Origin of the sequence: Mangrovicoccus ximenensis (genome assembly GCF_003056725.1) — a bacterium.
Lineage (GTDB): Bacteria > Pseudomonadota > Alphaproteobacteria > Rhodobacterales > Rhodobacteraceae > Mangrovicoccus > Mangrovicoccus ximenensis.
The window spans coordinates 497,340-516,805 of record NZ_QBKZ01000015.1; the positions used below are offsets into that span (position 1 = coordinate 497,340).

The 19,466-nt window shown below is 69.8% G+C and carries 15 protein-coding genes and 11 pseudogenes; 14 read left to right on the forward strand and 12 right to left on the reverse strand.

What is annotated here, in order from left to right; genetic code table 11:
* The first annotated feature begins 72 nt into the window (after positions 1-72).
* From C7T91_RS18400 to C7T91_RS18415, 4 genes are all read left to right on the forward strand, one after another.
* A complete protein-coding gene (locus tag C7T91_RS18400) occupies positions 73-252 on the forward strand; it encodes a GNAT family protein (RefSeq protein WP_108260506.1) in 180 nt (59 codons plus the stop codon).
* Positions 249-530, forward strand: a complete 282-nt coding sequence (locus C7T91_RS18405) for a hypothetical protein (RefSeq protein WP_108260507.1) — start codon at positions 249-251, stop codon at positions 528-530. The genes C7T91_RS18400 and C7T91_RS18405 overlap by 4 nt, the downstream gene beginning before the upstream one ends.
* Positions 531-573: 43 nt before the next feature.
* On the forward strand, positions 574-1,080 hold the full coding sequence (locus tag C7T91_RS18410) for a hypothetical protein (protein ID WP_108260508.1): 507 nt from the start codon (positions 574-576) through the stop codon (positions 1,078-1,080).
* 62 nt (positions 1,081-1,142) lie between these two features.
* A complete protein-coding gene (locus C7T91_RS18415) occupies positions 1,143-2,513 on the forward strand; it encodes a glutamate--cysteine ligase (protein WP_108260509.1) in 1,371 nt (456 codons plus the stop codon).
* A gap of 89 nt (positions 2,514-2,602) precedes the next feature.
* Here C7T91_RS18415 and C7T91_RS18420 read toward each other — a convergent pair whose 3' ends face one another.
* The 4 genes and pseudogenes from C7T91_RS18420 to C7T91_RS18435 form a co-directional block, all read right to left on the reverse strand.
* Positions 2,603-3,061 carry a molybdenum cofactor biosynthesis protein MoaE gene (locus C7T91_RS18420; RefSeq protein WP_108260510.1) on the reverse strand — a complete coding sequence of 153 codons (459 nt, stop codon included), beginning with the start codon at positions 3,059-3,061 and terminating at the stop codon, positions 2,603-2,605.
* Positions 3,058-3,306: a molybdopterin converting factor subunit 1 gene (moaD, locus tag C7T91_RS18425; protein ID WP_108260511.1), complete on the reverse strand. Its 249-nt coding sequence runs from the start codon at positions 3,304-3,306 to the stop codon at positions 3,058-3,060. Before moaD ends, C7T91_RS18420 begins: the two co-directional genes overlap by 4 nt.
* Positions 3,303-3,869, reverse strand: coding sequence for a CDP-diacylglycerol--glycerol-3-phosphate 3-phosphatidyltransferase (gene pgsA / locus C7T91_RS18430; protein ID WP_108260512.1), 567 nt, complete (start codon positions 3,867-3,869; stop codon positions 3,303-3,305). The genes moaD and pgsA overlap by 4 nt, the downstream gene beginning before the upstream one ends.
* Before the next feature lie 227 nt (positions 3,870-4,096).
* Positions 4,097-4,483: pseudogene (locus tag C7T91_RS18435) on the reverse strand (P1 family peptidase); the annotation flags it as partial.
* Positions 4,484-4,738: 255 nt separating this feature from the next.
* On the opposite strand from C7T91_RS18435, the gene C7T91_RS18440 reads away from it, so the two are divergent.
* The 3 genes and pseudogenes from C7T91_RS18440 to C7T91_RS40410 all read left to right on the forward strand — a co-directional run.
* The gene (locus tag C7T91_RS18440) at positions 4,739-5,374 is read left to right on the forward strand and encodes a DUF1523 family protein (RefSeq protein ID WP_108260513.1); all 636 of its coding nucleotides are present in this window, start codon (positions 4,739-4,741) and stop codon (positions 5,372-5,374) included.
* Positions 5,375-6,142: 768 nt separating this feature from the next.
* A pseudogene (locus tag C7T91_RS18450) lies at positions 6,143-7,351 on the forward strand (DNA-packaging protein); the annotation flags it as partial.
* A gap of 2 nt (positions 7,352-7,353) precedes the next feature.
* Positions 7,354-7,563 (forward strand): annotated as a pseudogene (locus C7T91_RS40410) (P-loop NTPase); the annotation flags it as partial.
* On the opposite strand, the pseudogene C7T91_RS36115 reads toward C7T91_RS40410, so the two are convergent.
* Positions 7,539-8,366 (reverse strand): annotated as a pseudogene (locus tag C7T91_RS36115) (DEAD/DEAH box helicase); the annotation flags it as partial. The pseudogenes C7T91_RS40410 and C7T91_RS36115 sit on opposite strands and share 25 nt — an antisense overlap.
* Between C7T91_RS36115 and C7T91_RS18455 the strand changes: the two are divergent.
* From C7T91_RS18455 to C7T91_RS36120, 4 genes and pseudogenes are all read left to right on the forward strand, one after another.
* Positions 8,287-8,664: pseudogene (locus tag C7T91_RS18455) on the forward strand (metallopeptidase TldD-related protein); the annotation flags it as partial. The pseudogenes C7T91_RS36115 and C7T91_RS18455 overlap by 80 nt on opposite strands.
* Entirely contained in the window at positions 8,651-9,523 is an 873-nt protein-coding gene (locus C7T91_RS18460; RefSeq protein WP_108260514.1) for an inositol monophosphatase family protein, read from the forward strand. The pseudogene C7T91_RS18455 and the gene C7T91_RS18460, both read left to right, overlap by 14 nt.
* A 3-nt stretch (positions 9,524-9,526) precedes the next feature.
* The gene (locus C7T91_RS18465; protein WP_108260515.1) at positions 9,527-9,853 is read left to right on the forward strand and encodes a hypothetical protein; all 327 of its coding nucleotides are present in this window, start codon (positions 9,527-9,529) and stop codon (positions 9,851-9,853) included.
* Positions 9,854-10,239: 386 nt separating this feature from the next.
* Positions 10,240-10,551: pseudogene (locus C7T91_RS36120) on the forward strand (TspO/MBR family protein); the annotation flags it as partial.
* Positions 10,552-10,666: 115 nt separating this feature from the next.
* Here the strand turns inward: C7T91_RS36120 and C7T91_RS18475 are convergent.
* The 4 genes and pseudogenes from C7T91_RS18475 to C7T91_RS18490 all read right to left on the reverse strand — a co-directional run.
* Positions 10,667-11,122 carry a DUF411 domain-containing protein gene (locus C7T91_RS18475; protein WP_108260516.1) on the reverse strand — a complete coding sequence of 152 codons (456 nt, stop codon included), beginning with the start codon at positions 11,120-11,122 and terminating at the stop codon, positions 10,667-10,669.
* Positions 11,123-11,334: 212 nt separating this feature from the next.
* Positions 11,335-11,544: pseudogene (locus C7T91_RS36125) on the reverse strand (glutamine amidotransferase); the annotation flags it as partial.
* A gap of 151 nt (positions 11,545-11,695) precedes the next feature.
* Positions 11,696-12,091, reverse strand: a pseudogene (locus C7T91_RS18485) (cupin domain-containing protein); the annotation flags it as partial.
* A 776-nt stretch (positions 12,092-12,867) separates the two neighbouring features.
* Positions 12,868-13,635: pseudogene (locus C7T91_RS18490) on the reverse strand (Sua5/YciO/YrdC/YwlC family protein); the annotation flags it as partial.
* Positions 13,636-14,411: 776 nt separating this feature from the next.
* Between C7T91_RS18490 and C7T91_RS36130 the strand changes: the two are divergent.
* Together C7T91_RS36130 and C7T91_RS18500 are read left to right on the forward strand one after the other, a co-directional pair.
* Positions 14,412-15,127, forward strand: a pseudogene (locus tag C7T91_RS36130) (FAD-dependent oxidoreductase); the annotation flags it as partial.
* Between the two features lie 315 nt (positions 15,128-15,442).
* Positions 15,443-16,072, forward strand: coding sequence for a TetR/AcrR family transcriptional regulator (locus C7T91_RS18500; RefSeq protein ID WP_108260517.1), 630 nt, complete (start codon positions 15,443-15,445; stop codon positions 16,070-16,072).
* 476 nt (positions 16,073-16,548) lie between these two features.
* Here the strand turns inward: C7T91_RS18500 and C7T91_RS18505 are convergent, their stop codons facing one another.
* Both C7T91_RS18505 and C7T91_RS18510 read right to left on the reverse strand, forming a co-directional pair.
* Positions 16,549-16,977 carry a DoxX family protein gene (locus C7T91_RS18505; protein ID WP_108260518.1) on the reverse strand — a complete coding sequence of 143 codons (429 nt, stop codon included), beginning with the start codon at positions 16,975-16,977 and terminating at the stop codon, positions 16,549-16,551.
* 130 nt (positions 16,978-17,107) lie between these two features.
* Positions 17,108-17,329: pseudogene (locus C7T91_RS18510) on the reverse strand (TetR family transcriptional regulator C-terminal domain-containing protein); the annotation flags it as partial.
* Positions 17,330-17,348: 19 nt separating this feature from the next.
* On the opposite strand from C7T91_RS18510, the gene C7T91_RS18515 reads away from it, so the two are divergent.
* Positions 17,349-17,948: an HAD hydrolase-like protein gene (locus C7T91_RS18515; protein WP_236638318.1), complete on the forward strand. Its 600-nt coding sequence runs from the start codon at positions 17,349-17,351 to the stop codon at positions 17,946-17,948.
* A gap of 72 nt (positions 17,949-18,020) precedes the next feature.
* Here the strand turns inward: C7T91_RS18515 and C7T91_RS18520 are convergent, their stop codons facing one another.
* The gene (locus C7T91_RS18520) at positions 18,021-19,268 is read right to left on the reverse strand and encodes an MFS transporter (RefSeq protein ID WP_236638319.1); all 1,248 of its coding nucleotides are present in this window, start codon (positions 19,266-19,268) and stop codon (positions 18,021-18,023) included.
* Positions 19,269-19,466: the final 198 nt, after the last annotated feature.

Below are 19,466 nucleotides of genomic sequence, written 5' to 3' on the forward strand. Positions count from 1 at the left end.
CGATGACGCTTGCCGGCATGGCCCGGTGCGCTCCGGCTTTGATCCGGGCCGCCATGCATCGGCAGCGCGGGCGTGGCGCGCGCGGTGCTGTTTGCCGCCTCCGACCAGGCGGTGCGGGCCTATCGCGCGCTCGGCTTCCGGCAGATCGGCCGCTTCGGGCTCTTCCTCTTCGACGGCACCCGCACGGTTCCGGCGCTGGACCCCGCCGCCGCTTGGCGCCAGACTGGAACCTGCAAAGAGGAGGAAACATGATGCGCTATTCCGTGGTTATCACCGCGCCCGGCCTGTCGGCCGGAGATCTCGAGGTCCAGGCGGGCGCCGCCCTGGCCGCGCTGGAACCGGACTCGCACGAGCTGGTGCATTCCTCCGAAGAGCCCGGCATCGCCGCCAGCGACGCGGTCGCGGGCTATGTCATCACCCTCGCCGGAGACACCGCGCCCGAGCGGATCGCCGCCGCGCTGCGCGGTGCGCTCGCGGCCCCGGATGCGGTGATCGAGGTCGAGCCGCTGAACGGGGACGCCGCCGAATGATCCCTTGCCCTGCCCTGTCCTGCCCGACCGGAGACGCCCCCGCATGTCGCTGATCCGACCCGAGATCCGTGCCGGGATGTGGCGCGGGCGCGAAATGCTGGCCGGGGCCGGGATCGGGCTGGCCGGGCTCTGGATCGCGCTCTCGACCTTCGGCGTGACCCGCTGGCTCGGCTGGGCCGTGCTGCTTGCCGGGCTCGGCGTCTGCGTCAGCGGCTGGCAGCGGATGCGGCTGCGCCCGAAGGAGCCGGGGCTGGGGCTGGTCGAGACCGACGAGGGCCGCATCACCTATTGGGGCCCGCTCGACGGCGGCAGCATCGAACGCGACCTGATGACCGGGCTGGCGATCGACCTGGGCTCCCATCCGCCGGTCTGGATCCTGTCGCAGCAGGGCGGTCCGGACCTGCACATTCCCGTGACCGCCGCCGGGCAGGACGCGCTGCTCGACACGCTCGACAGCCTGCCGGGCCTCACCGCCGCGCGGCTGATCGCGGCCAGGCGGCGCGAGGGCGGCGGGCGCCATCCGCTATGGTCCGCCAACCGGATCGGTTGACAGCGCCTTCGCTTCGCAGCAGGTGTCAGGGAACATTTGTACGAACTCCAGGAAAGTAGCCGATGTCCATTCCCCAAAGCGGTGGCGGTCCGATCGAGAGCATGGATCAGCTGGCCGGTTATCTCGAGTCCGGCTGCAAGCCCAAGGAAGACTGGCGGATCGGCACCGAGCACGAGAAGTTCGGCTATTGCCGCGACACGCTCAAGCCGCTCCCCTATGACGGGCCGCGCTCGATCAAGGCGATTCTGGAAGGCCTGCGCGACCGCTACGGCTGGAGCCCGGTCGAAGAGGCAGGCAACATCATCGGCCTGACCAAGGACGGCGCCAATGTCAGCCTGGAACCCGGCGGCCAGCTGGAGCTGTCCGGCGCGCCGCTTATGTCGATCCACGAGACCTGCGACGAGGTCAACGAGCACCTGCGCGAGGTCCAGACCGTCTCGGACGAGATCGGCGCGGGCTTCATCGGGCTCGGCGCGGCGCCGCTCTGGACGCATGAGCAGATGCCGATGATGCCGAAGGGCCGGTATCGCCTGATGACCGACTACATGCAGACGGTCGGCAATCTCGGGCTGCAGATGATGTACCGGACCTGCACGGTGCAGGTGAACCTGGATTTCGGCTCCGAGGCCGACATGGTGCAGAAGCTGCGCGTCGCGCTGGCGCTGCAGCCGGTAGCGACGGCGATGTTCGCCAACTCGCCCTTCCTCGAAGGCAAGCCGAACGGCCACAAGTCGTGGCGCGCGCGGATCTGGCGCGATCTCGATCCCGACCGCACCGGCATGCTGCCCTTCGTCTTCGACGAGGGCTTCGGCTTCGAATCCTGGGTCGACTACGCGCTCGATGTGCCGATGTATTTCGTTTACCGCGACGGGAAGTACATCAACGCGCTGGGGCAGTCCTTCCGCGACTTCCTCAAGGGCGAACTGCCTGCCCTGCCCGGCGAAGTGCCGACGCTTTCGGACTGGGCGGACCACCTGACCACGATCTTCCCCGAGGCGCGGATCAAGAAATTCATCGAGATGCGCGGCGCCGATGGCGGCCCGTGGCGCAGGCTCTGCGCGCTGCCGGCGCTCTGGGTCGGGCTGCTCTACGACCAGTCGGCGCTGGACGCGGCCTGGGATCTGGCCAAGGGCTTCACGGCCGAGGAGCGCGACGCCTGGCGCGTGGCTGCCTCGATCGACGGGCTGCAGGCCGAGGTCGGCGGGCGCAAGATGCACGATCTCGCGCGCGAGGTCGTGGCAATCGCGGAGTCGGGCCTGAAGGCGCGCGGCATCAAGGGCGCGGGCGGCATGGTCCCGGACGAGACCCATTTCCTCAACGCGCTGAAGGAAAGCCTCGAGACCGGCGAGACCCCGGCCGACGAGCTGCTGCGCCGCTTCAACGGCGACTGGAACGGCGACCTGACCCGGATCTACAAGGATTATTCCTACTGAGACCTGATCCAGCGGACAGGCGCTGCGCGCCTGACGCGATCATGGCCGCGCCCCTCCGGGCGCGGCATCCGCCCCTTCCGGGCTGCGCGCTATTCTGCGCCGGACGACCAGCGGCCGAGCGCAGCCTCGTCCTCGTCCTTTGCCTCGACCCAGGCGGCATCCTCCGGGCCGATCTCCTTCTTCCAGAAGGGCGCGCGGGATTTGAGGTAATCCATCAGGAACTCGGCCGCCTCGAAGGCGGCGGCGCGGTGCCGCGACGCGGTCGCCACCATCATGATCGGAGCCCCGATCTCCAGCCGCCCGTGGCGGTGGATCACCAGCGCATCGGCCAGGTCCCAGCGGCGCCGCGCCTCCTCGGCGATCGCTGCGATGGCGCGTTCGGTCATGCCGGGATAATGCTCGATCTCCATGGCGACCATGCCGCCGGCATCGCGGTCGCGCACCACGCCGGTGAAGCTGACCACCGCGCCGGCATTGGCGAGGCCTTCGGAGAAGGCGTTCAGCTCCGCCCCGGCATCGAAGCAACCGGTCTGGACCCGGACGCTCATCCGCCGGTCATCGGCGGAAAGAAGGCGACTTCCCGCGCACCCTCCAAGGGCGCCGCGAAATCGGCAAGCTCCTGGTCGATGGCGACGCGCAGGGCCGAGAGGTCCTCGAAAGCGGCGGCGTAGCGCGGCTCGCGCGCGCGCAGCTCTTCGACCAGCTCGGCGACGGTGGCGGCCGAGGTCTCGACCCGCTCGCGCGGCACGCCGATGCGTTCGCGCACCCAGGCAAAATAGAGGCAGTCGATCATGGCAGCGGCTCTTCCTTCAGATAGGGCAGTGCCTTCCACAGGTAGTCCCAGCCGGTCACCAGCGTCAGCAGCCCCGCGACCCACAGGAGCCCGGTGCCGAGCAGGTCGACCAGCCCGGCATGCATCGCGCCGGACGCGAGCAGAATCGCGATCGCCACCATCTGCACCGTGGTCTTCCACTTGGCGAGCTTGGTGACCGCCAGCTTGGACGCGTCCTTGCCGAGGAATTCGCGCAGGCCCGAAACGAAGACCTCGCGCAGGAAGATCGCCGTGGCAGGCACGATCAGCCAGGGGTTCATCCCCGAGGTGCCGAAGATCACCGCCAGCGCGATCACCACCATCGCCTTGTCGGCAATGGGATCCAGCATCGCGCCGAAGCGGCTCTGCTGGCCCCAGGCGCGCGCGATCCAGCCGTCGAGGAAGTCCGTCAGCGACGCGCCGACAAACAGTCCGAAGGCGATCCAGTCCGCCAGCGGGCGCGGCAGGAAGGCGAAGGCCAGCGCCGCGCCAGGGGCTGCGAGCAGCCGGAGCACGGTCAGGATATTGGGCAGCGTCCATTTCATGGCTCTCTCCTAGCGCGCGGCGCCGGACAGGGAAAGAGCGCATCGGTTCACCATGCCTTAGAGCTTTGTCCCTAGCACGGTGTCCGAGAGGAGGATCTGCGCATGGCGGCAACAAGCGCAACGGTCGAAAGCCAGCTGCGCCGGGCGAAAGGCTTGGCCAGGGACGGCGCCCCGGGCGAGGCGGCGGCGCTCTATCTCGATCTGCTGGCGCGCTATCCCGGCAACCGCAAGGCACGCGCCGGACTCGAGGCGGTGACCCGGATCGAACCGGAGCTGCGCGGCCAGATCGCGGCCGGGATCGGCGCCGTGCGGCAGATGCTGCGCGGCGGCAGGACCGCCATGGCGCGCAGCCCCTGCATCACCCCCGAGGCCGCATCGAGCCCGAAGGCCGACCCGCCCGACAGCACCAGCGCGTCGACGCCCTGCACCAGCTTGTCCGCCGCCAGCGCATCGGTCTCGCGGGTGCCGGGCGCGCCGCCCATCACATGCACCGCGGCGGTGAAGGGACGGTCGGCGGTCACCACCGTCACGCCGGATTTGGCAGTCATGTCCGAGGCGTTGCCGACATGCAGCCCCGCGACATCGGTGATCAGGTTGCGGTCTCCCGGTGTCATCATGGTCTTCGCCCTTTCCGCCGCCCGGCGCTTTGCCTATATAAGACCCCGGAATGCCCGCAGCCGAAAGGCCCTTTGACATGACCGACCCCGACCCGGGCCCGCTGCGGCCGGTGTCCGGCGGGAACCCTGCCGCGGGCCGGTGCGTTCCGCCCCTGACACCAGAGACACGCCTGCCCGGACCGCCCCGCCCGGTCCGGCCGGGGAACCGGGACGGCCGGCCCGGCAGCGCGGCGGAGACGGAGAATTGAACATATGATGCGGAAACTGAGCCTGATCCTGTTCGCAGGGCTCGTGGTGATCGTGGCAGGCTTCCTCAGCTACACGCTGCCCCGGCAATATGTCGTGCGGGTGGTCAACACCGAGATCCAGCGGATCGACACCTCCGGGAGCTGGTTCTACGCCAATTCCGAGAGCTCGAGCTCCGACGGCACCCGCGACGTGAAGATCATCCAGACGATCCGTGAAGGCGGGCAGCCGAAGGTGTTCCGCAACGAGGATACCGGCTGGGGCTGGCCGCCCTATTTCAAGTTCGACAGCGCCAATGTGCAGGCGCAGGCCTCGGACCTGATCTCGTCCTCCGACAATCCCAACTGGGCGCTGGTGAAGAGCTATGGCTGGCGCAGCGAGCTGTTCTCGATCTATCCCAACGTGCTGAAGGTCCGGAACATCCCGACCCCGCAGGACAAGCCTTGGCCGGTCTTCAACATCGTGGTGATCCTGGCGCTGATCGCGCTGGCGGCGCTGGCCTGGCGGGCGATGAGCCGCTTCTGGGACCGCCGGATCGACCCGGCGATCGACCGGGTGGCGGATGTCTTCGACGGGGATGACGACGATGACCGCGCCGCGGACCGGGCGCCGGTGAAGAACAAGGGCTGGTTCGGGCGCTGAGGCGCGGGGCAATCCGGAACGGGAAGGGGGGCTGCGGCCCCCTTTTTCACGTGCCGGCCCGTCCCGGGGCCGTGTTCCCTGATCGGAACGGGGCCCGGAAGGTCTGTCCGTACGGGGAACAGCGCTGCGGCGTGCATTTGCGCGGCCAAGGCGGAAGATTTCTGGAAAGCGTTTGTTGACGGATGGCGAGTCGGCGGGCTCCCGGGGCTCCGGAATGCCTGACCTGCGGGTCCGGTGCGCCCCGTCCGGCAGGAGCGTGCGGTTAAGATATCGCAGCCGCGGCATGTCCCGGAAAGGCTTGGGAAACCCGGTCCGCGTTAACTCTTGCTTCACGGATTTCCTAATGATCAGAACGGCTTGAGTTGGGTCTGCCGGCGCTGCGCGCTTGACAGATCGTCCGGTCCCGGATACAACTTCAGGCAAGCTAGAAGAGATGGGCAAGGCACCCCGGGGCGACCCGGCAGGTGCCTTTTTCGTCTCTGCTCGTGCGGTGTTTCACGCATGAGAGAGTAGGTTGGTACCCAATGACGTTGATCTGTGCTGAGCAGGAAAACGGCGGCGCCGCGGCGATCGTCGCGGATGCCTTTGACAAGTTCGAGCGCGCCTCGCGGGCTCTGAACGAGATGATCCGGAAACTCGAGGACGGGGATTGCAGCGATGCCGCGGAGGCGAAGAAGATCGTCGCCGCGCTCGATGCCGCCTCGGACACGGCTTTGAAAGCGAGGATGAAGCTCGATGAACGAAATAAGCAACGTGCCGGGATCGCGCATGACTTCGCCATCGACTTCGATGCCGCCCGATCTGAGATCGGGCGCCGCCTGGCTTGCCTCCNAGCGGGCAGGCGGTGCGTGACGAGTTCCTGAACGGATTGTCGAAGGGAGCGCTTCTGGCGCTCCCTTACTGTTTCGACTTCTGGGCGCTGCCGCACCAGCTGCCGCCGGGGGGGGATTGGAAGACCTGGGTGATCATGGGCGGGCGCGGCGCGGGCAAGACGCGCGCGGGCTCGGAATGGGTGCGCTCGGAGGTGGAGGGCGCCTTGCCGCTCGATGCCGGGCGCTCGCGCCGCGTGGCGCTGGTCGGCGAGACTTTCGACCAGGTGCGCGCGGTGATGATCGAGGGCGACAGCGGCATCCTGGCCTGTTCGCCGCCCGACCGCCGTCCGCAATGGGTGGCGTCGAAGAAGCGGCTGGAATGGCCGAACGGAGCGATCGCCGAGGCTTTTTCGGCGCATGAGCCGGAGGCCCTGCGTGGGCCGCAGTTCGATGCCGCCTGGGTGGACGAGCTGGCGAAGTGGAAGCGGGCGGAGGATGCCTGGGACATGCTGCAGTTCAGCCTGCGCCTGGGGCAGACGCCGCGGCAGGTGNGTGACGACGACGCCTAGGAATGTCGGCGTGCTGAAGCGCATCCTCGACACGCCCTCGACGGTGGTGACCCATGCGTCGACCGAGGCGAACAAGGCCTATCTGGCGGCATCGTTCCTCGAAGAGGTGCGGGCGCGCTATGACGGCTCGCGGCTGGGACGACAGGAGCTGGACGGGCTTCTGCTGGAGGATGCCGAGGGCGCGATGTGGACCATGGGCATGCTGGAGGCGCTGGGCCTCGACCGGCCGCCGCAGATGGACCGGGTGGTCGTGGCGGTCGATCCGCCGGTGACCGGCCATGACGGGTCGGACGAGTGCGGCATCGTGGTGGTCGGCGCGCGGACGCAGGGACAGCCGCAGGACTGGCAGGCCTNGCGTGCTGGAGGATGCTTCGGTCAGGGGCGTGTCCCCGCAGGTCTGGGCGCAGGCGGCGCTGGAGGCGATGGCGCGGCACGGCGCCGACCGCATGGTGGCGGAGGTCAACCAGGGCGGCGATCTCGTGGAAAGCGTGATCCGGCAGATCGATCCGCTTGTGGCATTCCGCGCGGTGCGCGCGACCAAGGGCAAGGTGGCGCGGGCGGAACCGGTCGCGGCGCTCTACGAGCAGGGCCGGGTGCCCATGTCTGTTCGCAATGCGGTCACGAGGAGCATCTCTTCGGCCATGGCGGCGTCGCGGCGGAAGCGGCGAAGCTCGGCGTGCCGCTCCTCGCGGAGGTGCCGCTCGACCTGCAGATCCGCCTGGCCTCCGACGGCGGCGCGCCGATCGTCGCGAGCCAGCCCGACAGCGCCCAGGCCAAGGCGTTCGAGGTCTCGGCGATCGAGGTGGCGAGCACGACCTTGCGGCGGCCGGCGGGCGAGGGGGCGATGGCGGCGCGCTGTGCCTTCAGCTCCATCGCGCCGAAAAGCGGCAGGATGTCGGCATCGCCGGGCAGGCGGCCTTTCAGCTGGGCCTCGGTGCGGCGGATCTCGCCCTCGCCGGGCAGGAAGACCAGCATGCCGCCCCCGGTTTCGCCATAGGCGCGGGCGACGAGCTCGGCGGTCACGGTCTCGATCCGGTCGCGCGGCCCTTTCGGGCGGTCGAGATGGCGGGTCTCCACCGGGAAGGCGCGGCCTTCCGAGGTGACCATCGGCGCATCGTCCAGAAGCGCCGCCACCGGGGCGGCGTCCAGCGTCGCCGACATGACGACGATCTGCAGGTCGTCGCGCAGCGCGCCGCGCACCTCCCAGGCCAGCGCCAGCCCCAGATCGGCCTGCAGCGAGCGCTCGTGGAATTCGTCGAAGATCACCAGCCCGATGCCCGGCAGGTCGGGATCGGCCTGCAGCTGGCGGGTCAGGATGCCCTCGGTGACGACCTCGATCCGGGTCGCGCGGCTCACCTTGCTGTCGCCGCGGATGCGGTAGCCGACGGTCTGGCCGACCTCCTCGCCCAGCGTCGAGGCCATCCGCTCGGCTGCGGCGCGGGCGGCGAGGCGGCGGGGTTCCAGCATCAGGATGCGGCCCTCGACCAGCCCCGAGGCCAGGAGGTCCAAGGGCACGCGGGTGGTCTTGCCCGCGCCCAAGCTCGGCATGGCGCCGACCGGCAACGCGGTGCGCGGCACCTCCGCGCCGCCCTCGCCCGCCAACGGCAACATGGCGCTAAGCCAGGGCACGGCCAGCCCGGCGGAGCTGATGGCGCAAATGGGCACCGGCCTCCTGGTCACCTCGATGATCGGCGCGACGATCAACCCGACCACCGGCGACTATTCGCGCGGCGCGGCGGGCATCTGGATCGAGAACGGCCAGCCCGCCTATGCGGTCAACGAATGCACCATCGCGGGCAATCTCAAGGACATGCTGCTCCGGATCATCCCCGCCAACGATGCGCGCGCGCATCTGAGCCGGGTGATCCCCTCGCTCCTGATCGAAGGGATGTCCATTGCGGGCCAGTGACGACCTGAAGCTGCTGCTCGACGCGGCCCGCAGCGCAGGCGAGATCGCCCTGCGCTATTTCGACGGCGGCGCCGAGCAATGGGAGAAGCCCGGCAACCAGGGGCTGGTGACCGAGGCGGATCTGGCGGTCGACGCGCATCTTCTGCAGCTGCTGCTCGATGCGCGGCCGCATTACGGCTGGCTGTCGGAGGAGACCCAGGACAATCCGCGGCGGCTCTCGACCGAGCATGTCTTCGTGATCGACCCGATCGACGGAACCCGCAGCTTCGCCAGCGGCGACCGCACCTGGGCGCTGTCGCTGGCGGTGGTCGAGGCGGGCGTGCCGGTCGCGGCGGTGATCCACCTGCCCGCGCGGCGGCTGACCTATACCGCGCATCGCGGCGCCGCGCCCGGCACCGGCACGCTGGCGGTGACCGCCGCCGCGCTCGCCGCCTTCCGCGCGACGCTTGCCGAGAACATCACCGTGATGATCACCGTCTATGTCGGACTCGCCGCGATCATCGCGCTCGGCGTGGTCTACAATTTCGCCCGCATCGCGCTGTCGGAACAGGGCCGCGAGCTGGCCAGCCTGCGGGTGCTGGGCTTCACCGAAGGCGAGGTCTCGGCCATGCTCTTCGCCGAGCTGGCCATCGTCACCCTCGCCGCGCAGCCGCCGGGCTGGCTGATCGGGCATGGCATGGCCGCGGCGATGGCCGCGGCCTTCTCCTCCGACCTCTACCGCGTGCCCTTCGTCGTCGGGCGCGAGGTCCATGCAATTGCCAGCTTGGTGGTCTGCGCCGCCGCCTTCCTCTCCGCCCTGGCGATCCGCGGCCGGATCCGCCGCCTCGACATCGTCGCCGTCCTGAAGACAAGGGAGTGAGCCATGCGCCGCCTGCTGATCCCGCTTTCCGTCCTCGCGCTCGCCGCCCTGCTCCTGGCCTGGGCGTTCCAGCCGCGCCCGGTCGCGGTGGAGACCGCCCGCATCGCCCCCCGCGACCTTGCCGTCATCATCACCGAAGAAGGCCGCGCCCGCATCCGCGAGGTCTATACCGTCTCCGCCCCGATCGGCGGCAAGCTGCAGCGCATCGCGCTCCATGCCGGGGATGCGGTGACGGCGGGCGAAACCGTGGTCGCGCGGATCGGCCCGGCGGCCCCCGAGCTGCAGCGGCACGGGGACGGGCAGGAGCCGCCACAGCCCGCCGCGCCGTGATCATTGGCGATGCTCCGCGCGTCTTCCGGCAGAGCCGCCCTGCCCCGGCGGGACGCTCCGTGACCGGGGCCGGGATGTCGAGCGCGATCCCGTGCCGGAACCCGGCCCGGCCGGCCGGGGAGTCGGGTCATGGACCATGAGCACGAAGTTTCCGGTGCCCTCGGGCGCATGCGACCAGGAAAGCGCGGGCGCGGCACAACAGGCGGACCGGATCATCGCGGTCTCTCCTTTCCCGACGCCCAAGGGCGGGGCCGGCGAGCCGGGCCGTGGCCGGGGAATGGAGAGCCTGACCCTCCGGCAGATTTCCGGTCCGGGACTCGCAACCGGGCGCGGGGCCGCTATTTCCCCGGCAGAGCCTCAACCAACGGAGCTGCCGCATGGACTGGATGCTGTTCGCCGCCTATCTCGCTGCCGCCGCGGTCGCTGCGGCGACCGGGGTGATGTTCAAGCCGGGCAACTGGTACGCCCATCTGGAAAAACCCGGCTGGACGCCGCCGAACTGGATGTTCCCGGCGGTCTGGACGCTGCTCTATGTGCTGATGGCGGTGGCGGCGGCGCTGGCCGCGGCGCACGAGGGCAGCGCCGTTGCCATGGCGCTCTGGTGCCTGCAGCTCGTGCTGAACGCGGTCTGGTCGCCGGTCTTCTTCGGGCTGCATCACATGCGCGCCGGGCTCGCCGTCATCTGCGGCCTCTGGCTCGCCGTGGCGGCACCAAGCCGCGCCGGGTTTCCAGGCGCGATTGCCCGGGCCGGACACGTACCGGGACAGACCCGCGCCCTGCGCGATGGCAGCCCGCGGCGCCAGGACGCTGCGGTCAGGCCGCATCATAGGCGGCGAAGACGGATGCGCGGCCATCGGAGCCGACGAAATGGACCTCGTAGGCCTCCCGCTCCGTCTCTGGGCCCATGCCAGGCGAGCCCCATGGCATCCCCGGCACTGCCAGACCGCGCCCGGCCGGCCGCTCCGCGAGAAGCCGCCGTATCTCGCGCGGCGGCACATGGCCTTCGAGGAAGTAGCCGCCGGCATGCGCGGTGTGGCAGGCGGCCAGAGCCTGCGGAACCCCGCTCTGCGCCTTGTGCCGCTGCAGCGCGGCGGTTGCCATGTCCTCGGATGTCACCGCAAAGCCCTCTGCCTCCAGGATCGCGATCCAGGCCGAACAGCAGCCGCAGCCAGGATCCTTTACGACATGGACGGCCGGCGCCGCCGCCAGAGCGGGGCGCGCAGCGAAAAGGGCAAGCGTGGCAGCAAGGAAGCGGCGGCGGTCGGGCATCGGTCGTGTCTCCTCCGGTGGCAGCGGTTTGCAGGACACCGGGATAGCACGGATGGCGGCGGAGCGCAGTCCGGAGCGATCCATGCAGGCCCCGGACTTCCGGTCGCGCCGGGACGCGGATCCGCTCGGGGTCCGGCAGGCTTTGCCCGCGCTTGTCCGGAAGGGCACGCGCCCCGGCGCCGAGCATCCGGCAGGCAGGACCTGGTCTCCGCGGCCAGCGCCGCGTCGAGCCCGGCGAAATCGGCCGCGGGCGCGTCGGACTGGACGGTGATCTTCACGCCCTCGGCGGGCGCGCCGTAGATCGCGATCCCGGCGCTGTCGGGGCCGCGGTCGGTCATGGTGACGAGCATGTCCGCGAGCAGCGCGCCGAGCCGCGGCTGGAGCGCGTCATTCTTCAGGAAAAGGCCAACGATGCCGCACATGGGTCCTCCATAGCTGTTCCGGGGGGCGGCCGGGCCGCCTGTCCTGATCTGCCTACGAAGAAACTAACCTTCCTGCCAGTGAATTCCTGCCGGTTCGGGGAAAATTATTTTCCTGGCGGGAAGTCTGCCCGGAAAACGGGCAGCGACGGGATCAGCCCTTCTGCGGATAGGTGATCACCGACAGGTAGCGGATCGGGAAGGCGACGAGTTCCTCGGGCCCGTGCGGCGCGTCCGAATCAAAGAGCAGCGTGTCGCCGGGCTGCATCCGGTAGAGCCGGTCGCCATGCCGGTAGCCCATCTCGCCCTCGAGCATGTAGAGCATCTCGATGCCCTCGTGCTGGAAGGTGGGGAAGGTGTCGCTGCGGTCGGTGAGCACGATGAGATAGGGTTCGACCACGACGCCGGAGCTGTTCGAGCCGATATCGCCGAGCAGGCTGTACTGGTGCCCGGCGCGGGTGCCCGCGCGCTCGGTCTCGACGCCCTCGCCGGCCTTGACATGCATGCAGCCGCGGTCTTCCTCGTAGCCCGAGAAGAGCTGCACCAGCGGCCGCGGCCCACGGCATTTTCGCCCAGTCGGTGGGCGGCGGCGGCGGCGCCAGCGGGGCGGCCTCCGACGGGACCATCGTTCCCTTCTACTTTGCGGGCAGCGCGGGCGCTGCGGGCGCTGCCGGCACGGTCACGGTGTCGAATTACGGCATGATCCATGTCAGCGGCGAGGATGCGCACGGCATCTTCGCGCAATCGGGCGCGGGCGGCCGCCCGGACCATGCCGATCCGGCGACGGCCGATACCGCAGGGGATGTCACGGTCAACGCCCATGCCAACGTTATGGCGGCCGGGACCGGCGGCCGCGCGATCCTGGCGCAGAGCGCCAGCACGCACCAGGAGGCGGCGGGCACCGTCACGGTCAATATCGCCGGCGGCGCCACGGTGGCCGTGGGCGAGGACGGGCGCGAGACCGTCGCGATCATGGACGGCCGCGACAACCTGATCTCCAATGCCGGCCATCTGCGCCACGGCTCGATGGCGGGCGACGTGATCCGCACCGACGGCAAGGCGGCGCTGCAGGTGGAGAATTCCGGGGTGATCGCGGGGGCGGTCGACAGCACCCGGCATGACGGCACGGCGGGCCGGGCGGTGACCATCGTCAACGCCGCCGGGGCGGATGTGCTGATGGGCGCGCATATGCGGCTGGGCAGCGGCGGGTCGCTGCAGAATGGCGGTTTCGTCACGCCGGGACGCTGGGGCACGGTGTCGTCCACCGCGTTTTCCGGGCAGTTCGCCCAGTCCGCGGCGGGCGCGCTCGGCATCGACGTGACCCTCGACGCCGCGGTAGCCGCCGAGCAGCAGTTCGCCGCCCCAGACCGTGCCGTCTTCGCCCAGCCCCAGGCCGTCGAGGATGATCCCGGCCACCGGCGGGCCGTCGAGCGGCCAGAGATTCTCGCCCAGGCAGGCCGCCATGTGGGCGTGGTGATGCTGGACCCGGATCACCGGCAGGCCGGTCGCCGCGGCATGGCGGCTGGCGCGGTACTCGGGATGCAGGTCGCAGGCGACAAGCTCGGGACGGTGACCGAACAGCGCGGCATAGTCGCGGCAGGCCGCCTCGAAGGCTTCGGCGCAGAGCGCGCCGTCGAGATCGCCGAGGTGATGGCCGAGGAGCGCCTGTCCGCTCTTCACGAGGCAGACCGCGCCCTTCATCTGCCCGCCGAAGGCCGCGACCTGCGGCGCGGCATCGAAGCCCGGAGGCAGCGGCAGCGTCCCCGGCACCCGGCCGCGCGCGCGGCGCAGCACCATCGGCCCCTGCGGCGTGATCCGTTCGACCCCGTCATCGAGCCGGCGTGCGATCTCGCGGTCGTGCATCAGGAAGGCATCGGCGAAACCGGAAAGCTTCCCGCGCGCCTCGTCATTGCCGATCGCCTGCGGCTCGCCCGAGAGATTGCCCGAGGTCATCACCAGCGGACGGCCCACCGCAGCCAGAAGCAGGTGGTGCAGCGGCGTCGCGGGCAGCATGAAGCCAAGAAGCGGCTGGCCCGGCGCGACCGGCTCGGGCAGCGCACGGCCATGGCGGGCGAGCAGCACGATCGGCGCCGCCGAAACAGGCGCCGTCGGTCTCAGCGCCAAGTGCCAGTTCCTTCCGGCCATTCGCCCGGCACCCGTCGTAGCCCACGGCTTCGTGCTGCCCCTGCCAGGCAGCAGGCGGGCAAGGCGGCCCTGCAGCCATGCGGCGACCGCTTGCCGTGCGCCGCGCGCCCTGGCCGATCTTCGGCCGAACCAGCCGGTGCTCCCTGCCGCTTCGATGGCTGCCGCCGGGAGAGGGCAGTTCCGGCGGCAGGGATGTCAGGTCGCGAACCCGCTGAAGACGGTCCCGCCTCCGTCGGCTTCGAGGCGGCACATATGTTTCGCGCCTGCAGCATCGACGGTCAGGATTCGGTCGCGCACCCGGATCGCGCCCCGGTCTGCCGCGGGGCCTGCGCGACACCCGGTGCTGCCATGGCAGGCCGGGCAACTGAGAGGTCCGGGGAAGGACACCGACGCGTCGACCAGAATGCGGTGCAGGCCACGACAGCCAGCCATGCGGCACCGGAACACCCGGGCTGCCGGCCCCCGGAAAGGGGCAGAACGCCCAAATGTCCCGGCCAGGACATCATTGCTGCCGGATTGCCTCCGGTCCCGATGCAACCGGCAAGGCCGATTGCCGCCAGCAGGGCCGCCGCCACTTTCAGATGGTCCATGCCCGTTCTTCCGGTCCGGGCAGGGCATCCCGCGTCAGGTCCTGCCTGAGTTCCCGGTCCGGCCTGCCCGCTCGCCGCCCCACTGGACCGCGCCGCGGGGGGCAGCGGCAGGAGACCCGCGCCGGCCAGCGCGGCCCCAGCGGCCGCCGCGTCGCGGTGGTGGGCGCCGGTCCCGCGGGGCTGGTCTGTGCCCATCGCCTGGCGCGGCACGGCCATGACGTCGTGCTGTTCGAGACCCGGCCGAAGCCCGGCGGGCTGAACGAATACGGCATTGCCGCCTACAAGCTGCCCGCGGGCTTTGCCCAGGCCGAGATCGCCTGGCTGATGCAGATCGGCGGGATCGAGCTGCGCATGGGGCTGCATCTGGGGCGCGACATGACGCTGGAGGGCCTGCAGGCCGAATTCGACGCGGTGTTCCTGGCGCTGGGGCTGGCNCGGCGTGAACGCGCTGCGCGCCGAGGGGGCGGGGCAGGAGAATGTCCATGACGCGGTCGATTTCATCGCCGGGCTGCGCCAGCAGGNGCTGGGCGGAAATCCCGGTCGGCCGCGAGGTGGTGGTGATCGGCGGCGGCATGACCGCGCTGGAAACCGCCGTGCAGGCCAAGCTCCTGGGCGCGCAGAGCGTCACCATGGTCTACCGCCGNCTCCGAGGCCGAAATGAGCCTGCTTGCCAGCGAACGCCAGCATGCCGCGTCGAAGGGCGTGCGCGTCGTGACCGGGGCGGAGNCCGGTGAAGCTGCATGGCGACGGCGCGGTGNACCGAGGTGGAGTTCCGCCGCGCGGCGGGCCCGAATTTCCGGCTGGCCGCCGATCAGGTGTTCAAGGCGATCGGCCCAATGCCCGGCCCGATCTTCGCCATCTCCTCGAGGCTGTCCCAGAGACGCTCGGGATCGATGCGCAGATTCTGTCCGTGCTTCATGGTCTTCTCCTGCCTGTCCGGACCCTCCGGTCCGCGAGTCCCCGGGAGGCTGCGGCAGGGCTGCACGATCGGTCAATGTTTTCCTGACCGATCGTGCAGAAACTTGCTGAATTTTCCGCAGCGCCGCCGCAGGATGACCGGAAACCGGGCGGCACGATGATGGCGCGGCGCGGGCTGGCGGCGGCGGTTGCATTGCCGGGGGCGGCTCCGGCCAGCTGGACGGGACGCGGGAAACGGGGGAGGAAGCGTGGCAGGCAGGGAGAAGGGCATCCAGTCGAGGCAGCGCGAGGAAACCGTCGCGCGCATCCTCGCGGCGGCGGAACGGGTCTTTGCCGATTGCGGCTATGGCGGCGGTTCGATCAGCCGCATTGCCGCCGAGGCCGGGGTGCCGAAGTCGAATGTCGTCTATTATTTCGAGACCAAGGCGCAGCTCTACCGGCAGGTGGTCAGCGGCATCTTCGAGACCTGGCGCGCCGCCGCCGACCGGATCCGGCCGGGCAGCGAGCCCTTGGAGGCGCTGGCGGATTACATCGACGTCAAGCTGGAGCTGGCGCGGGCCCGGCCGCATGGCTCGCGGGTCTGGGCGAACGAGATCATCCAGGGCGCGCCGATGGTGCAGGACTATCTGGAAACCGAGCTGAAGGCCTGGACCGAGGACCGGATCGCGGTGATCGAGCTGTGGATCGCCGAAGGGCGCCTGCGGCCGGTCAGCCCGCGCCACCTGCTCTATGCGATCTGGGCGGCGACCCAGCACTATGCCGATTTCGCCCGGCAGATCGAGACGCTCAATGGCGGGCAGGCGCTTGACGGGGCGCAATGGGACGCGGCACGGGCGGCAGTGAAGGACCTGCTGCTCGAGGGGCTGCGGCCGCGCTGAGCGTGCAATCGCCATTGGCGCCGCGCCACCGGTGGCCCATGGCGGCTTTCTCCGGGTTTTGCCGGTTCTTGGCGCGGTATTGCAGGTCCGGATGCGAGGCGTCCGACCCATCACGGGTCCGGGCGGGTGCAGGACGGGCCGATCTGGATGCGCTGCTGCAGGATCCGTCCGGTTGCAGAATGTCCCGGGGCGGTGCGGTCCAAGGCGGGAGCCTCGGACGCCCTGTTCAGCCGCCGCGGCCAGGGCATCACCGCGGCCGGGTGCATCCCGGGCCTGGCGGGCTGCGATGCTCCGGAGGCGGACCGGCGACGGAGGCAAGCCCGCTGCGCATCAGGGCAAAGGAACGGCGGCGCGATCGCCTTTCTGGCGGGGCCCCTGCATGGCGCATCGGGACATGCCGGTGGCCCGGTCCGCAGGCCGGGCATGGCAAGGGGCGGCGAGCCTTCCGGCTGCCGCCCCGTCGCGAAAGCTCCGGGTTATTTCGTCAGGGCCAGCGCGCCGCCGCCGATCATCGCCTGGACCAGCAGGGTCAGCGCCCAGAAAGCGGGGTATTCCCAGCCGCCATTGGCATTGGTGAACCAGAAGCCGTTCGGGCCGTGGGCCAGGATGGCGGCGCCGAGCAGCACCGGGATCAGGGCGAGGGCGACCAGGCTGGTCTGGAAGCCGGCGATCAGGGCGAGGCCGCCCAGCGTCTCGGCGGCGATGGTGACATAGGCAAACCAGCCGGGGACGCCGAGCGAGGCGAAATAGCCCGCCGCGCCGGCCGGGGTGAAGACGAAGAATTTCAGATAGGCGTGGGCCAGGAACAGGCCGCCGAGCGCGAGCCTCAGGACCAGGGCGCCGATGGCGATGGCGCCGGGCGTGCCGAGGCCGAGGAAAGCGGTGATTGCGTTCAGTGCGGACATTGTCTTTCTCCTGCGGAGGAGCGCCGCGGCGCCCCGTTGTGTGTCATGGGGAGAAACTATCCCTGCCTGTGAATCCATGATATGGCGAAGGTGTGGAATGACTGTCCGTGATTTGTTCCGAATGGAGGGCTCAGCGGCCGAGCATCCGGGTCAGTGCCGTGCTCAGGAAGGCCTCGGCTTCCTCGAAGCGCCTGGGGCTGCGGGCTCCGCCCAGAACGGCGCAAACCTGCAGGTCGAAATCGGCATAATGCTGGGTCATCGACCAGATCGAGAAGATCAGGTGATGCGGGTCGATCGGCGCGATGCGCCCCGCCTCCGCCCAACCGGCGATCACCGCGGCCTTCTCGTCGACCCTGGCGGCGGCGAATGCGGTGTTCCGGGCCTGGGGCTACGGCAACGTGCTGGATCCCAAGCTTTCCGGGGATCGCGGCGCGGCGATGAAGGGCGGCAGGGAGATGCTGCGCCTCGGGCTCGGCCGGCTCTACGGCCATGTCGACGAGGGCCGGGTCGATGCCGGCTATGCGCCGCTGCTCGATGCCTATGCCCAGGCGCTGTCGGTGGAAACCCGCCTGTTTCCGGGCACGGAGGCGGCGCTGGAGCGGCTGCTTTCCGCCGGGCACCTGACCGCGATCTGCACCAACAAGCCCGAGGGGCTGGCGGAGACGCTGATGTCCGAGCTGGGGGTGCGGGGGCTGTTCGGGGCGCTGATCGGCGCCGATACGCTGCCCGTCCGCAAGCCCGATCCGAAGCCGCTCTTCGAGGCGGTGGCGCGGGTCGGCGGGTCGGCGGGGGCGGCGGTGCTGTTCGGCGACACGGTCACCGACCGCAGCTGCGCGCGCAATGCGTCCATTCCCTGCGCGCTGGTGACCTTCGGTCCGGACGGCCATGACGTGGCCGCGCTCGAGCCCGAGGCGCTGATCCACCACTATGACGAAATGGAAGCCTGCCTGGAGAGCCTGGGCCTCGCCTGACGCGCCGCGGGGCAGCGCGCCGGGAGGACTCCGGGACATGGGGGAGGGCGGCGCACCGCCCGTCCCCTGGGATCACACCTTGCCGCGCGCCGAGGCGAAGATGCAGGCCAGCGTGATGATCGCGGCGGCGCAGAGATAGTAGCCGACATAGGCCAGGCCATAGGTCGATTGCAGCCAGGTCGCGATATAGGGCGCCAGCGACGCGCCGACGATGCCCGCGAAGTTGAAGGTCAGCGACGAGCCGCTGTAGCGCACCTGGGTCGGGAAGGGCGCGGCCAGCGCGTTGCCGATCAGCCCGTAGGTCATGCCCATCAGCGCCATGCCCAGCGTGACGAAGCCGAGGATGCGCAGCTCGTCCGCGACCATCAGCACCGGCACCAGGAAGGAGAAGGCGGCGATGCCCAGCGTCGTGGCGATCAGCACGTTGCGGCGGCCGAGGCGTTCGGCGACCAGGCCCGCCACGGGGATGAAGATGCCGAAGACGACCGCGCCCCAGATCTGGATGGCCAGCGCGTCGGTGAACGGGATCTGGATGACCTTGACGTTGTAGCTCAGCAGGTAGGCGGTGCCGATATAGAACAGCACGAAGGTCGCCAGCGCCACGAAGGTGCCGAGGAACAGGCTGATCTTGTGGTTGCGGAACAGCTCCACCACCGGGACGGCGACGCGCTCGTGCTTGTCGATCGCCTTCTGGAAATCCGGCGTCTCGGTCAGCGACAGCCGCACCCAGAGGCCGATGACGATCAGCACGGACGAGGCCAGGAACGGGATCCGCCAGCCCCAGCTCAGCAGCGCTTCCTGCGGCATGAACTGCAGGAGAAGCCAGAACATGCCCGAGCTCAGGAACAGGCCGACCGGCGCGCCGAGCTGCGGGAACATGCCGTACCAGTTCTTCTTGCCCTCGGGCGCGTTCTCGGTGGCGATCAGCACCGCGCCGCCCCATTCGCCGCCCAGACCGAAGCCCTGGCCGAAGCGGCAGAGCGCCAGCAGCAGCGGGGCGATGACGCCGATGCTCTCATAGGTCGGCAGGAAGCCGATGATCACGGTCGAGATGCCCATGGTCAGCAGCGCCGCGACCAGCGTCGCCTTGCGGCCGATCCGGTCGCCGAAATGGCCGAAGACCACGGCGCCCAGCGGCCGGGCGAAGAAGGCGATCGAGAACGTCGCGAAAGAGGCGAGCAGCGCGGTCATCGGATCGGAGCCCGGGAAGAACAGCGCCGGGAAGACCAGCACCGCGGCAGTCGCATAGACGTAGAAATCGAAGAATTCGATCGTCGTGCCGACGAGGCTGGCGCCCAGCACACGGGCAGGAGAGTTCACTGGCGCCGCCCGCGGGGCCGCGGACGGTGCATAACTGGTATCGGTCATGGGCTTGAGTCCCGGATGGAGTCTGATTATCCGGGGTCCTTACTCCCATCCTCCGCCGAGCTGTACCGGGCCGCGCCCCCGCAAAGACGGATTTTATGTGCATATTCACACATGGGGGGCTGCATAAATTGAGGGCAGGCAAACAATTTT